Here is a 14,984-nt window from a genome sequence, read left to right as displayed (position 1 = left end):
TAGAGTATCCGTGTTGGTCAAGTACGGGTTGGTTCCCATATGCGGCCATCCCTGAGCAATGCGTTTGCGATGATGATGAGCTTTCGCATGACGGCGGTAATGGCGAGTTTTGAGGCTTTTCCGGCGGCCTTGAGCCGGTCGTACTTGGCCTTGAGGTCGGGATTGAAGCGGATGGCGACGAGCGCGGGCATGTAGAGTGCTCGTCGGACATTGGCCCGGCCGCCGCGGATGAAGGCGCGGCCGATCCACTGTCCGGACTGGCGAGCGACCGGAGCGAGGCCGGCGAGGGAAGCGACCTGGGCCTGGTCGAGTGTACCGAGTTCGGGCATGTCGATGAGAAGCGCGAAGGCGGTGATTGCTGACACGCCCGGGATCGAGACGAGAATGTCGAAGCGTCGTGCGAGGTCGGGATCGACCTTGATGAGCGCCATGATCTCGTTTTCGAGGGCCGCGATCTGGCGCTCGATCTGCCTGAGCTGTTCGGCGTTGTGGCGCTTGAGGATCGGCAAGGTCAGGTTTTTCGCCCTGTTCCTGGCCGCCGTTCGGTTCTTCACCAATGCCTCGCGGGCCATGTGCAGGTCCTTGAGATCGTTGAGGGTCGGGCCTCGCGCCGGCCGCGCCTCGAGTTCGAGCAACACCCCCATGCGGGCGAGCATCGCAGCATCCAGCCGGTCGGTCTTGGCGAGCCTGCCGGTGGCCTCGGCAAATCGCCGCGCCTGACGCGGATTGACCTTGACCAGCGCGAAGCCCGCCTCTGCCAGCCTGTGCTCAAGGGCCCGATGATAGGGGCCTGTCGGCTCGTAGACGATACGCAGCTCAGGCCGCTCCAACCAGCCGATCAATGTCCTATGGCCACGGCTGTCGTTGGCGAAGCGCCGGCTCACACCGTCGCTCAGCCTGTGGACGTCGAGATGGTCTTTCGAGATGTCGACCCCGATGCTATCGTTCATCATCTTTCGCTTGTCCTGTGCTTGTCATCCGGAGCCGAACTCCGGGTATCCGTTCAGGCCTCAAGGGAAAGACGAGGGCGATCCGACTCTAGCTCGACCCATCAAAAGGTCCGCAATTCCAACGATCCGACCCTCGCCGCTGCGGGAGGGCGGCGACCCTCCCGCAGCGGTTCCGTTCTGACCTGTTCGGCAGCCAATGTCATAAGACAAGCAATTCCAGCCAAAGTGTGAAACGGTTTTCCGTCCGGAATTGCGTAATTTCAAAGACTTATGACACTTCAGTGTTTCGATGAAACAATGAATTGATCTAAGGGGATCGCCTGCTTCACTTTGGCTGGAATTGCGGCGCGGGGGAACTACACGCTCCCTCGACCACTTCAGGGCGCGTTACAGACCGTCGGCAGCGGCTGCTCGAGCGGCCCCTTCACTTCCTTGAGCCGCGCCGCTTCGACCTGGTAGGGCGTGAAGGGCGGCACCTGCAGCGACGGGTTGATGATGCGCGTGACGTAGCAGCCAGCGAAGAACCGGACCCGCGCGCGCTCCTCGATAGACTTCACCGCAACCGGAACCGCCGAATAGATGCTGCCGGCGCCCGCCTCCGTTTTCACCTTGCCGATCTTCACCTCGACCGACATGGTGCGATCATAGCCGCGGGTGAAGGACTTGAAGCCGCCGGCGGGCTTCGATTCGCCGAAATAGCCGTAGGCGCGGGCATATTCCTTGCGGTTGATGGCACTGTAGAGCGAACGGACGAGAGCTGCCCCGTCGGAGCGGTCGTCGACATAGGCGACGCCTTCCTGTGCCAGAGCCTCGCCGTTCAACGCTGCAAACGCGCCGAGAGCGAAGACGATGGATCGAAGCTTCATGGCAGTCCTCCTTTTGTCGTGCGACAGCCGAGCACAACAATAAGGCGAAGCCATAGCAGGATTCGCTACCCGCATGTTTCCCTACAACGCCGCGCGTCTTATCAGACGCGCAAAGGTCGCTGTAGCACTTTGAATTACTGCATGTTTTTGTCCTTTAATCGGGCACGATTAAAGGAAACATGCAGCAAGTCGTCTCCGGTCGAGCTCAGGCCGGTGGCAAGCCGGCACGGCGGCGGGCGACGACGCGCTCGCGCCACACGGTGAAGATGCCGGCGGCGACCACCAGCACGGAGCCGACGATCATGTTGACCGTCAGCGTCTCGCTGAAAATCGTCACGCCCATGATTGAGGCAAAGACGAGCTGGAGGTAGGTGAGCGGCTGAACGGCCACCGCATCCAGCACCTCATAGGCCCGGATGAGGAAGTAGTGGCTGGAGGATCCGGTGATGCAGAGCAACAGCATCCAGCCCCAGTCCGCCGGCGCGAGCGTGACCCAGAAGAACGGGCCGACCAGGCTGATCGCGGCAGCGCCCACGACGCCGGTGTAGAAGAAACTGGTCATCGCCGAATCCTGCCGGCTGACGAGCCGCGTGACGATGACATAAAGCGCAAACAGCAGAGCCGCCCCGAGCGGCAAGAGGAAGGTCCGGTCGAACAAGCCGTCTGCGGGCTTCAGAATCAGAAGCACGCCGCCGAGACCGACGGAGATTGCCAGCCATCGCCGCCAGCCGACGCGCTCGCCGAGAAGCGGCATGGACAGGAGGGCAACGAAGAGAGGCGTCGCCGCCAGAATCGCTTGCGAATGGGCAAGCCCGACCCAGGTGAAAGACGTGATCACCATGACGATCTGGGTCGGCAGCAACACGCCGCGCAGGATCTGAAGCCACGGTCTCCTGGTTGTCGCCGTGATCTTCAGGCCTTCCTTGGTACGCGCAGCCAGCGCAATCGCGAAAAGTGCAAAGGCCCAATAGCGGATCATAGCGACGAAGACCGGCGGATAGATCGCGCCCAGATGCTTGGAGATCCCGTCCTGGATCGAAAAGATGACGATCGCCAGAAGCGTGAAGATGTAGCCGTTTGCCTTGGAAGCCTGTGAGACGGTGGACGTCATGGCGCGCCGATACCTGCGAGAACCCGCCGCGCCGCCAATTGCGCACGACAGGTGCCACATACAGGGAAACACGGCCGTATTCGAGACATGAAAAGAGCCCCGTGTGGGAGGAGGTACACGGGGCTCTCGAACTTGATCGGTGACTGGGAGGAGGAGTGCCACCGACCCGCATCGGGCGCCGCGGGAGGAGGTGCAGCGCTTCGATAAGTCATATAATAATCGTGCGTCGCAGCAATTTCAAGACGTGATTTTTGCATTGCACAAAATCGTGAAGGCGAAGCGTCAGGTCGAGCCATCTTGACCCGCTGATCGGAGCCTGAGCCAGGGAACAACTCGTCGCCGGGCCGGCACGCGAAAGCCATGCATGGCGCGGTAACCAGCCGGAAACCACAACCTTTGATAGCTTTTTACTCTACTTCAGCTTTCCTGATATACGACCAGCAATATTAGAAGAAATATATTCACTCTCCATAATTGCAGGCTTTCAGATGAAATTATTGCTCCAGGTCCCCACCGCAATCATCGTTGTCCTGATCCTCGCCACCTGGATCGCCAGCCTGCGCCTCGTCGTGCTGCCACCGGGCTCCTTCAAGTTAAGAGCGATGACGGCGCTCGTTTATCAAGGGCACGACTACCGGCTGGTGGACAGCCCGCGCGCCATGTGCGACCGACAGGCCTACCAGGCGAAGGACTGCGAGGAAGTGGCGATGAACCACCTGGGGAAACGGGTTCTGTTTCGGCTTCCCTATAGCCAATGGCTCTACGACTTTACCGAGCCCGGTGCTGCCGCATCGAACGTGGCGGTCGAAGATACGCCACTGCGCAGCTCCATCCAGTAGTTGCGACCATATTGGGCTCGTTAGCACAACGGAGTGGACGTCTCACCCACTGCCACGCGCAGCGCGTCGCTTAAACGCAAGTTGTTGAAGACCATGCGTATTTCACGATGCGCTTCTTAACTCCCCCTTAAATTGCCGCATTTAAAGTTCACCCGGTCGCCGTGGCGGATGGGCGCAGAGCGCCGGTACCGCCGTCGAGATCGAAGTCACCGTCGTGATTGAGCCAATCGGCCCCGCAGACGGCAGAGGGACAAATCCAAACGGCATGGCAACAAACGGCAGGTCAGGAGAGCGGATCGAGCCATCGTTCGGCGGAAACCAGGACGATGATGACGATTTTCGCGTCGAGGCCAGCGATCGTGTGACCGCCAGCCGCAAGGCACCCCGCGGCTCGGGCAGCGGCAAGAAGGGCAGCAGCAAGAAGAAGGCAGCCGGCAAGCGCGGCAGCGCACGGCGCAACTCTGGCGGCGGCGGCTTTGTTGGCCTTGTCCGCACGCTGTTCTACTGGTGCATCGTGCTCGGCATCTGGGGCGCCATGGGCGTCGGCGGCCTGGTGCTCTACTACGGCGCGCGCATGCCGAGCGCCGAGAGCTGGTCGATCCCCGAGCGACCGCCGAACGTCAAGATCCTTGCGGTCAGCGGCGACGCCATCGCCAATCGCGGCACCACCGGCGGCGAAGCGCTGTCGCTGGAAAACATGTCGCCCTATATCCCGCAGGCGGTCATCGCGATCGAGGACCGCCGCTTCTATTCGCATTTCGGCATCGATCCGCTGGGTCTCGCCCGCGCCATGCTGACGAACCTCACCACCGGCCGCATGGTGCAGGGTGGCTCGACCTTGACGCAGCAGCTTGCCAAGAACCTGTTCCTTTCGCCCGAGCGCACGCTCGAACGCAAGGTGCAGGAGGTGCTGCTCGCCTTCTGGCTCGAGCAGAAATATTCCAAGGACCAGATCCTGGCGATGTATCTCAACCGGGTGTTCTTCGGCTCCAACGCCTATGGCGTGGAGGCGGCATCGCGGCGCTATTTCAACAAATCGGCGCGCGACGTGAACCTCGGCGAGGCCGCACTGCTTGCAGGCCTGCTCAAGGCTCCTTCCCGCCTGTCGCCGGCCCGCGACCCGAAGGCTGCGGAAGAACGCGCCCAGGTCGTTCTCGGCGCCATGCGCGAGGAAGGTTACGTCACCGATAGCGAGATCAAGACGGCGATGTCGCAGACCCCGACCAAGGCGAAGAGCTACTGGTCAGGCGCCGAGCACTACGTCGCCGACATGGTGATGGACCAGCTTCCCGGCATGATCGGCGAGATCAAGGAAGATCTCATCATCGACACGACGATCGACCTCAATCTCGAGAAGAAGGCCGAGGAGGTGATCGCTGCCACGCTGGACGCCGACGGCAAGAAGCTCGACGCTTCGCAGGCAGCACTCGTCTCGATCGATGGCACCGGCGCCATCCGGGCGCTCGTCGGCGGCAAGGACTACGCAGAGAGCCAGTTCGACCGCGCCTCCAAGGCCAAGCGTCAGCCGGGCTCTGCCTTCAAGCCCTTCGTCTATGCCGCGGCACTCGAGATCGGCCGCACGCCGATGTCGATCCGCAACGACGGCCCGGTCCGGATCGGCAACTGGACGCCCGAGAATTACGACCAGAAATATCGCGGCGAGGTTACGATCGCCGATGCGCTCGCCAATTCGCTGAACACTATCGCCGCGCAATTGGTGATGGAGGTCGGGCCGCAGAACGTCGTCAAGGTCGCCCATCGCCTCGGCATCGATTCCGAGATGCAGGCCAATGCCTCGATCGCGCTCGGCACATCCGAAGTCAGCCTCGTCGAACTGACGTCGGCCTATGCCCCGTTCATGAATGGCGGCTTCAAGGCGACGCCGCATGTCATCCGCCGCATCTCCAAGGCCGACGGCACGGTGCTTTACGAAAACACCTACGACAACCCGCCGCGTGTGCTCGACCCGGCGATCGTCAGCGAAATGAACCAGATGATGGTGCGTGTGCTGACCAAAGGTACGGGCAAGAAAGCGCAGCTCAAGGGCTGGGAGGCGGCCGGCAAGACCGGTACGACGCAATCCTTCCGCGACGCGCTGTTCGTCGGCTACACCTCGAACCTGACAACCGGCGTCTGGTTCGGCAACGACGATGGCAAGTCGATGAAGAAGGTCACGGGCGGCGGCCTGCCGGCCAAGGCCTGGCACGATTTCATGATGGCGGCCCACGAGGGCCTCTCGCCCTCGCCGCTCTTCGGCACGACGGGCGTGCAGCCGGTCTTCGACGAAGGCGTAGGCGCACCGGCCGGCGACTTGCTCTCCGGCGATCCGGAAGCCTTCCCGGAAGCACCCGTGGGCGTCAATGGCGCGGTCGCAGTGGGGCAGCGCCCGGTAGACCAGGGGGGCGAATGGGATGGCCAGAGCGCCGATCAGGGCAATGGCGGTCTCGTACCACCGGCCGATGTCGGCCAGACGACGGGTGCCACGCGCCGCACGACCCTCTTCGACATTTTGACCGGCGGTTGAGCCGGCGCGACTGGCGCTGCAAGCGTGCGACTGGTGCCATTCTCACCAGCCGCGCATAGCCCATTTCTAGCTAGGCAAATCCCGGACTTGCATTTGCCCCCAAACGCCCCGCAGAATGCCTTGCAGTCCGAAACGCCGGTCCTTATATACGCCGCATCGGCGCAGTCTCGACTGCGAAGAAATCCTGAGACCATCCCGTTAGGGGCTGTCTTACGAATGCCTGACCGGGTTCCGACAGTCCGCTGCAAGGAGAGAACGACATGGCTAAAGTTATTGGTATTGACCTGGGAACGACCAACTCCTGCGTCGCCGTCATGGACGGAAAAGACGCGAAGGTGATCGAAAACGCCGAGGGTGCGCGCACGACCCCCTCGATGGTGGCATTCAGCGACGACGGCGAACGTCTCGTCGGCCAGCCGGCCAAGCGCCAGGCCGTCACCAATCCGGAAAACACGCTTTTTGCGATCAAGCGCCTGATCGGCCGGACCTTCCAGGACCCGACCACGCAAAAAGACAAGGACATGGTTCCTTACAAGATCATCAAGGCCGACAATGGCGACGCCTGGGTCGAAGCGCACGGCAAGGATTATTCCCCGTCGCAGATCTCCGCCATGATCCTTCAGAAGATGAAGGAAACGGCCGAATCCTACCTCGGTGAAAAGGTCGAAAAGGCCGTCATCACCGTTCCGGCCTACTTCAACGACGCCCAGCGCCAGGCAACCAAGGATGCCGGCAAGATCGCGGGCCTTGAAGTTCTGCGCATCATCAACGAGCCGACCGCGGCAGCCCTTGCCTACGGCCTCGACAAGAAGGACGGCAAGACGATCGCCGTCTACGACTTGGGCGGTGGTACCTTCGATATCTCGGTTCTGGAAATCGGCGACGGCGTCTTCGAAGTGAAGTCGACCAACGGCGACACCTTCCTCGGCGGTGAAGACTTCGACATGCGTCTCGTCGAATACCTCGCCGGCGAGTTCAAGAAGGAACAGGGCATCGACCTGAAGAACGACAAGCTCGCCCTTCAGCGCCTGAAGGAAGCTGCCGAAAAGGCCAAGATCGAGCTGTCCTCGTCGCAGCAGACCGAAATCAACCTGCCGTTCATCACGGCTGACGCTTCCGGTCCGAAGCACCTGACGATGAAGCTGTCGCGCGCCAAGTTCGAAAGCCTGGTCGACGACCTGATCCAGCGCACCGTTGCGCCGTGCAAGGCAGCCCTCAAGGATGCCGGCGTCTCGGCTGCCGAGATCGACGAAGTCGTTCTCGTCGGCGGCATGAGCCGCATGCCGAAGGTTCAGGAAACCGTGAAGCAGTTGTTCGGCAAGGAGCCGCACAAGGGCGTGAACCCGGATGAAGTGGTCGCCATGGGCGCCGCCATCCAGGCCGGCGTTCTGCAGGGCGACGTCAAGGACGTTCTTCTGCTCGACGTCACCCCGCTGTCGCTCGGCATCGAAACGCTCGGTGGCGTCTTCACCCGCCTGATCGAACGCAACACGACGATCCCGACCAAGAAGTCGCAGACCTTCTCGACCGCCGACGACAACCAGTCGGCCGTGACGATCCGCGTCTCCCAGGGTGAGCGTGAAATGGCCGCCGACAACAAGCTGCTCGGCCAGTTCGACCTCGTCGGCATTCCGCCGGCACCGCGCGGCATGCCGCAGATCGAAGTCACCTTCGACATCGACGCCAACGGCATCGTGCAGGTTTCGGCCAAGGACAAGGGCACCGGCAAGGAGCACCAGATCCGCATTCAGGCTTCTGGCGGTCTTTCCGACGCCGACATCGAAAAGATGGTCAAGGATGCCGAAGCCAATGCCGAGGCCGACAAGAAGCGCCGCGAAGGCGTCGAAGCCAAGAACCAGGCCGAAAGCCTGATCCACTCCAGCGAGAAGTCGCTGAAGGATTACGGCGACAAGGTTTCGGAAGCCGACCGCAAGGCGATCTCCGACGCGATTGCCGCACTGAAGACTGCCGTCGAAGCCTCCGAGCCGGACGCCGAAGACATCAAGGCCAAGACCAACACGCTGATGGAAGTTTCCATGAAGCTCGGCCAGGCGATCTATGAAGCGCAGCAGACGGAAGCCGCCCATGCGGATGCCGCAGCAGACGCGGCGCGCGACGGCGATGTCGTCGATGCCGACTACGAAGAAGTCAACGACGAGGACGACCGCAAGCGTTCGGCCTAATCCGTCCCTTCGATCAGACGAAAAGCCCGGGTTCGCCCGGGCTTTTTGTTATCTGCACAGCCCGGCGCGACGGGCAAAAGTGGCGACAAGTGCCGCGAGCCGCTGCAAACGTTACTTTTCCGACAAAAAACCGCATCTACCACCGCTCGGGCTATGGTATCGCGCTTCAAGGTTTACTAAATCGGTGGCAAGGTAAACGGGCAGCCGCCGAGCCCTCGCGCTGGCATGCCAACAGGATAATCTTCGACGAATGAAACGTGATCTCTACGAAACGCTTGGCGTTGCCAAGAACGCCGACGAGAAGGAGCTAAAGGGCGCCTTCCGCAAGCTCGCAATGAAGTATCACCCGGACAAGAACCCCGGCGACGCGGCAGCGGAGAAGACCTTCAAGGAAATCAACGAGGCCTATGAGACCCTCAAGGACCCGCAGAAGCGCGCCGCTTACGATCGCTACGGTCATGCGGCCTTCGAGCAGGGCGGCATGGGCAACGGCTTCGGCGGCGGCGCTGCCGGCGGCTTCTCCGACATTTTCGAAGACATCTTCGGCGAGATGATGGGCGGCGGGCGCCAGCGGCGCTCATCGGGCGGCCGCGAACGCGGCGCCGATCTTCGCTACAACATGGAGATCTCGCTCGAGGAAGCCTTCTCAGGCAAGACCGCGCAGATCCGTGTTCCAACCTCGATCACCTGCGACGTCTGCAGCGGCTCCGGCGCCAAGCCCGGCACGAGCCCGAAGACCTGCGGCACCTGTCATGGCTCCGGCCGTGTGCGCGCCGCCCAGGGCTTCTTCTCGATCGAACGCACCTGCCCGACCTGCGGCGGGCGCGGCCAGACGATCACCGATCCCTGCGGCAAGTGCCATGGCCAGGGCCGGGTCACCGAAGAGCGCACGCTCTCGGTCAACATTCCGGCCGGCATCGAGGACGGAACGCGTATCCGGCTTTCGGGCGAAGGCGAAGCGGGGCTTCGCGGCGGACCGGCAGGCGACCTCTACATTTTCCTCTCGGTCAGGCCGCATGAGTTCTACCAGCGCGACGGCGCCGATCTTTATTGCAGCGTGCCGATCTCGATGACGACAGCGGCCCTTGGCGGCAAGTTCGATGTGACCACGCTCGACGGCACCAAGTCGCGCGTCACGGTTCCCGAGGGCACCCAGGCGGGCAAGCAGTTCCGTCTCAAGGGCAAGGGCATGCCGGTGCTGCGCTCGGCCCAGTCCGGCGACCTCTACATCCAGATCCAGATCGAAACGCCGCAGAAGCTGACCAAGCGCCAGCGCGAACTGCTGCAGGAATTCGAACAGATCTCCTCGAAGGACAACAATCCGGAATCGACGGGCTTCTTCGCCCGGATGAAGGATTTCTTCGATACGCTGAGCGACTAAGGCGCCCCGCGTATCCCACAGCGATCTTGCGCGCCGGATGGGGCGCGCGGTGCTGTAAGCTTCACGTCATGGCCGCAAGCTGCCACAGCCCGGCCATGACGAGCACCACCCCAGCGACACGGGACAGGAGCCGGCCGCCGGGCACCACCTTTTCGGCGAGCACGAAGATGGCGATCGCCGCGATCCACAACACGTTCATCACCCCACCGACGAACAGAAGCGCCATCAGCGCCCAGCAGCAGCCGACGCAATAAAGGCCGTGTCGCAAGCCGAGGCCGAACGCGGCACCCGCCTCGCGGCGAAATCCGCCGTGGTTCTGGATGAATAGCAGCGGCGACTGGCATTGCCTGAGGCAACGATCCTTGAGCGACGTCCACTGAAACAGGCCGACGGCGACGAGGACCGCACCGCTCAAGGCTTGGTTGGCGCTCGAAAGCATTGGGGTGAGCAGCAAGGCATGATCCAGGAGCCATTGCCCGAGAACGGCAATCAGCGCGAACAAGGTCCAGGCCAGCAGATAGCCGCCGGCGAAGAAGCCGGTTGCGGCGAAGGGCTTGCCCTGCTGTGCCGCCTGTCTTCCGACCCGAGCATAGAGCAGGATCATCGGCGTTGCCGACGGCACCATCATGCCAACCATCATGACAGCCCACATGACAAAGGCATAGGCGAAGGTTGCCGCGGTCCAGGGACCGGCGGCCGCAGTCGCCATCGATGTCATCGATCCCCCTTGCGCCTCCATAGGCATGTTCATCGGCATGTCCATGGGCATCTCCATGTCCATGCCCGAGCCCATATCCATGGTGCCGGAGGCTGCCGGGGGCGCAGCCATGTCCATGGCCGAAGCCAGCCACAGGACGTAAATCCAGCTGATCGCCGTCAGCGTAATCAGCGCCGCCACGACGATGGCGCGATCACGTCTGAGCAGGGTTTCGAGCGCCGTATCCTTCATCGACGTCAGTGGATCACGCCGCTTTCGGTCAGGTGCATGCGCGCGAAATGGGCGTGCGAGTCCGCCAGTGCCAAGGTCAGCGGCCCCTTCGTATCGGCCCATCCGCGCCCGACTTCGCAGACGTCGTATTCGAAGCCCTGGGGGAGATTGATGCGCGCCTGATGGGCGGCGCCGGTCACCGGATTGAGGATCGGTTCGCCGCGAGCGACGAGCCAGCCCGGCACATTCAGCCGCGCCGTGCGCGCGCCGACATCGACCTCGAAATCGATTTCGGCAAAGACAGGATCGTGCATGGTTTCGAAGGTCGTCGCAAAGACCTGGAAGAAGGTGGCACCCGGTTCCGTATCCTCGCCGCTCATGATGCGCAGCAACGCACCGCGCTGTTCGGCGGAGGCGCGGCTATCGACGATCGGCACTACCTGCCCCCTCCCCTCGTGGATGGCGCCCGGCCAGGCGGCGATCAGGCCGCCACGAAGCCCATCGAGCCGCGTATCGCCGTGATAGCCTTCCTCGATCTCGAAGGCGCCGACGGCGCTGCAATGGCCTTGTGTCGGCAATGCATTGAACTGGCAAGGACAGCCATAGGCGCAGTTGCAATGTATGAATTCGCGCCCCTTCATCATCCATCTCACACTCGTCATCGTCTCCTCCTGGGATCTGATCGGTGTTCCGTCTATGTCGATTTCTTGCGACTGGATGCATTCCATTAGATTGCAGAAATATACTCCTCCCAACCAGCGATGCCAACGGCCGGCCGAAGACGACGGGAAGCGCCGCGCATCCGATTGAACACGCGGCGCTTCTGTCTGTTCGTTAGAGTTAAGCCGTGATCAGAGCGTCGCCATGCCGCCATCGATGATCAGTTCGGCGCCGACAGTGAAAGCAGCCTCGTCGGAGGCGAGGAAGACGACCGCCTTGGCGATTTCGCTTGCGTTGCCGAAGCGGCCAAGCGGGATCTGCGCAGTGATCGCATCAACAACCTGCTTGTTTTCCTCCACCGTCGGGGCATGGCCGTCATGCAGCGGCGTGCGGATCGGGCCGGGGCTGACGGCGTTGACCCGGATGCCGCGGCCGATGAGTTCGCCGGAGAGCGTTTTGGCGAGCGATAGCAGCCCCGCCTTGGTCAAGGCATAGACGCTTGAGGTCGGCATGCCGATATGGGCGTTGATCGAGGTGTTGAGCACGATCGATGCCGGTTTGGAAAAGACCGGCAGCAAGGCCTGGATCAGGAAATACGGTCCCTTGAGGTTGATGGCGAGCGAGCGGTCGAAGCTTGCCTCGTCCCACTGCTCGATCGGCTGCAGCTTGGCGATGCCGGCATTGATGAACAGGATATCGAGCGTGCCCAAGGCGGCGCGGATCTTTTCAGCGACGGCGGCCTGGCCGGCGACATTGCCGGCATCGGCCTCGATGATCAGAGCTGTCTCGCCAAGGACGGCGCGTGCTTCGGCAATGTTCTTCGGATTGGTGCCGGTGACGGCGACCCTTGCGCCTTCGGCGATGAACTGGCGTGCGGTTTCGAGACCGATGCCGCTGGTGCCGCCGGTGATGAGTGCCGTCTTGTTCTGCAAACGAGACATGATGAAAGTCCTCTTGTTGGGTTGAAGAGGAGATCGGCTCGGTAGGCTGGAACCGTCGTCCTCGAATGCAGACAGTTATGGCGGAAAACGATCGTTCGGATTAGTCTTCCAATTGTGGAACTCGAATTCGGAAAAGTCGAACGATGGTGAAGATCGAGGGAATAACCGCCTTTGTCGCGGTCGCCGAAGCTGGCTCGATCAGTGAAGCGGCGCGGCGCCTGCGCCTGTCGAAATCCGTCGTCAGCGAACGCGTGGCGGAACTGGAGCGCGGGCTCAACGCCACGCTCCTCCATCGCACGACGCGCAAGCTGACGCTCACCGAGGACGGCATCGCCTTCCGCGAGCGCGCCGTCAGGATCGTCAGCGAGGTGCAGGCGGCCGCGAGCGACCTTGCCGAGCGGCGCGGACAGCTGACGGGGCCGCTTCGGATCGCCGCGCCCGTCAGCTTTGGCCGCCGGCATCTCGGCCCGGCGCTCTATCCGTTCCTGGCGCGCCATCCGGAAATCGAACTGACGCTCGATCTCGACGACCGGCGGGTCGATGCGGCCTCGGAAGGCTACGACGCGATTGTCCGCCACGGCGTGATCGCCGATTCCCGCCTGATGGTTTGGAAACTTGCCAGAAGCCGGCGCTTGCTCGTCGCCTCGCCCGATTATCTTGAACGACACGGCACACCGGCGTCGCTTACCGAGCTCGAAGGCCATCGCGGCGTCTTCTACACCAATCGCGGTGCGGCCGATTGGCGGTTCGAGGGACCTTCCGGTGCAACGATCGTCAGGGCGCGCCTGGCCCTCGGCATGAACAATGGCGACATGATGCACGACGCCGCCGTCGCCGGGCTCGGCATCGCGCTGTTGCCCGCCTTCATCGCCGGCCCCGCGGTGCGCGAAGGGCAATTGCGTGAGATCGATGTCGGGCTGCGTCCGGAGCCCGAATTCATCTACATGGCGCATCCGGAAGGACGACGCGTCTCCGCCAAGCTCCGAGCCATCGCCCAACATTTGAAGGAAGCGTTTGGCGATCCGCCCTATTGGGATCCGTGAAGCGTTTCCGCAACCCCGGCGTAATCGCTGTCGGCGACGGTATCTCGCCGATTGCCGATCGAGTCTCGACAGAAGCTTGATCGAAATCAGCTGGCATGCGCTTCGCACCCATCGCAACCAAAGATTGGTTTCCTATCTTCTCATCATGCGGACCTTCTTTCTGAACTGGATCGTCGCCATGACACTTGGCACCGCCGCCCATACGGACAACCTTTCCACGGCCCCGACCGATGCCGAAATCCTGAATATTCTGACCGATCGAATCGACAAGCAGCAGCAGTCGATCGGCATTGTCGTCGGAATCATCGATGCCAATGGACGACGCATCGTAGCGCACGGCTATCCGGCCAAAGGTGACCCGCGCCCGGTCGATGGACGGACCTTGTTCGAGATCGGCTCGGTCACCAAAGTATTCACCGCGCTGTTGCTCGCGGACGCGATTGAAAAAGGCACGCTGCGCCTCGACACGCCCGTCTCCGCGTTGTTTCCGCCAGGTGTGGCGATGCCGGACGACAAGGAGAAGCCGATCACGCTGAAGGACCTGGCGACGCACATGTCCGGTCTGCCGCGGCTACCCACCAATCTGGACCCGACAGACACAAGCAATCCGTATGCGGACTACGGCACTGCAAAGCTTTATGCCTTCCTGTCCCATCACAAGCCGCTGCGGCGCCCTGGCGTCGAGCACGAGTACTCCAATCTCGGCGCCGGGCTTCTCGGCCACGCGCTCGCCTTGAAGGCCGGCCTTTCCTACGAAGAGCTCGTCATCAGCCGCATCACAGCGCCTCTCGACATGAAGGACACGGCGATCTCGTCGCAGCCCGGCTGGGCCGAAAGGCGGGCGACGGGCCACAATGCGGCGCTGGAGCCGGTGAGAGACTGGGATCTCAACGCGCTGCAAGGAGCCGGCGCGCTGCGCTCCACGACGAACGATCTTCTGATATTCCTGGAGGCGGCCATTGGGAAAACGTCATCGCCGCTGGCGCCAGCCTTCACCATGCTACTTGCGACCCGGCAGCCGCTCGGCAACGGGGGAGACGACCAGCAGGCACTCGGCTGGGTGATCTCGGGCAAGGGCGACGAGCAGATTATCTGGCACAATGGCGGGACCGGCGGCTATCGGTCCTTCGTCGGCTACCGACCGTCGACCGGTATCGGCGTCGTCGCCCTCTCCAATGCGTCGACCGAGGTCGGCGTGGACGATATCGGCCAACACCTGCTCAACCGCAACGCTCCGCTTGCGCCGGCAAATGTCAGGCGCACTGCGATAACCGTCGATCCGACGAGCTATGACGCCTATGTCGGCACCTATCGGCTGGCCCCCAGCTTCGAGCTGACGATCTTTCGCGATGGAGATCGGCTGTTTGCCCAGGCAACGGGACAGGATCGGATCGAAATCTTTCCGGAGGCCGAACACCGTTTCTTTGCGAAGCTTATCGATGCGCAGATCAGCTTCACCGTAACCGGCACCCGCGCCGGGAGCCTGACCTTGCATCAGGGCGGGCGGGACAGCCCCGCGCCTCGGATCGAGAAATGATGCACGTCTCCCACCGATTGA

At 62.4% G+C, this 14,984-nt stretch carries 12 protein-coding genes; 6 read left to right on the top strand and 6 right to left on the bottom strand.

Going from position 1 to position 14,984, the window contains the following annotated elements:
* Positions 1-17: 17 nt before the first annotated feature.
* From ACTJKM_RS30850 to ACTJKM_RS30840, 3 genes are all read right to left on the bottom strand, one after another.
* On the bottom strand, positions 18-953 hold the full coding sequence (locus tag ACTJKM_RS30850) for an IS110 family transposase (protein WP_058326157.1): 936 nt from the start codon (positions 951-953) through the stop codon (positions 18-20).
* 374 nt (positions 954-1,327) lie between these two features.
* Positions 1,328-1,816, bottom strand: a complete 489-nt coding sequence (locus ACTJKM_RS30845; RefSeq protein WP_058328316.1) for a hypothetical protein — start codon at positions 1,814-1,816, stop codon at positions 1,328-1,330.
* Positions 1,817-2,021: 205 nt separating this feature from the next.
* On the bottom strand, positions 2,022-2,927 hold the full coding sequence (locus tag ACTJKM_RS30840; protein WP_113512242.1) for a DMT family transporter: 906 nt from the start codon (positions 2,925-2,927) through the stop codon (positions 2,022-2,024).
* Positions 2,928-3,415: 488 nt separating this feature from the next.
* Between ACTJKM_RS30840 and ACTJKM_RS30835 the strand changes: the two genes are divergently transcribed.
* The 4 genes from ACTJKM_RS30835 (at position 3,416) to dnaJ (ending at position 9,854) form a co-directional block, all read left to right on the top strand.
* Positions 3,416-3,766: a hypothetical protein gene (locus tag ACTJKM_RS30835; protein ID WP_057247764.1), complete on the top strand. Its 351-nt coding sequence runs from the start codon at positions 3,416-3,418 to the stop codon at positions 3,764-3,766.
* 265 nt (positions 3,767-4,031) lie between these two features.
* Positions 4,032-6,290: a transglycosylase domain-containing protein gene (locus ACTJKM_RS30830; protein ID WP_058328317.1), complete on the top strand. Its 2,259-nt coding sequence runs from the start codon at positions 4,032-4,034 to the stop codon at positions 6,288-6,290.
* A gap of 260 nt (positions 6,291-6,550) precedes the next feature.
* A complete protein-coding gene (dnaK, locus tag ACTJKM_RS30825) occupies positions 6,551-8,473 on the top strand; it encodes a molecular chaperone DnaK (RefSeq protein WP_057247762.1) in 1,923 nt (640 codons plus the stop codon).
* A gap of 250 nt (positions 8,474-8,723) precedes the next feature.
* Positions 8,724-9,854 carry a molecular chaperone DnaJ gene (gene dnaJ / locus ACTJKM_RS30820; RefSeq protein ID WP_058328318.1) on the top strand — a complete coding sequence of 377 codons (1,131 nt, stop codon included), beginning with the start codon at positions 8,724-8,726 and terminating at the stop codon, positions 9,852-9,854.
* Positions 9,855-9,915: 61 nt separating this feature from the next.
* Here the strand turns inward: dnaJ and ACTJKM_RS30815 are convergent, their stop codons facing one another.
* The 3 genes from ACTJKM_RS30815 to ACTJKM_RS30805 all read right to left on the bottom strand — a co-directional run bounded on the left by ACTJKM_RS30815 (position 9,916) and on the right by ACTJKM_RS30805 (position 12,383).
* Positions 9,916-10,803 (bottom strand): DUF2182 domain-containing protein, encoded by an 888-nt coding sequence (locus ACTJKM_RS30815; RefSeq protein ID WP_058328319.1) that lies wholly within the window; start codon positions 10,801-10,803, stop codon positions 9,916-9,918.
* A 5-nt stretch (positions 10,804-10,808) separates the two neighbouring features.
* Positions 10,809-11,444 (bottom strand): DUF1326 domain-containing protein, encoded by a 636-nt coding sequence (locus ACTJKM_RS30810; RefSeq protein WP_058328339.1) that lies wholly within the window; start codon positions 11,442-11,444, stop codon positions 10,809-10,811.
* 189 nt (positions 11,445-11,633) lie between these two features.
* Complete coding sequence (locus ACTJKM_RS30805; RefSeq protein ID WP_058328320.1) at positions 11,634-12,383, bottom strand: SDR family oxidoreductase; 750 nt, start codon at positions 12,381-12,383, stop codon at positions 11,634-11,636.
* Positions 12,384-12,526: 143 nt separating this feature from the next.
* On the opposite strand from ACTJKM_RS30805, the gene ACTJKM_RS30800 reads away from it, so the two are divergent.
* Together ACTJKM_RS30800 and ACTJKM_RS30795 are read left to right on the top strand one after the other, a co-directional pair.
* Entirely contained in the window at positions 12,527-13,426 is a 900-nt protein-coding gene (locus ACTJKM_RS30800) for a LysR family transcriptional regulator (protein WP_058328321.1), read from the top strand.
* A gap of 76 nt (positions 13,427-13,502) precedes the next feature.
* Entirely contained in the window at positions 13,503-14,963 is a 1,461-nt protein-coding gene (locus ACTJKM_RS30795) for a serine hydrolase (protein WP_058328322.1), read from the top strand.
* Positions 14,964-14,984: the final 21 nt, after the last annotated feature.

Source organism: Ensifer sp. 22460, from assembly GCF_052044935.1.
GTDB lineage: Bacteria > Pseudomonadota > Alphaproteobacteria > Rhizobiales > Rhizobiaceae > Ensifer.
Note: the sequence above shows the minus strand (reverse complement) of the source record. Positions and strands in the feature narration are given on the sequence as shown.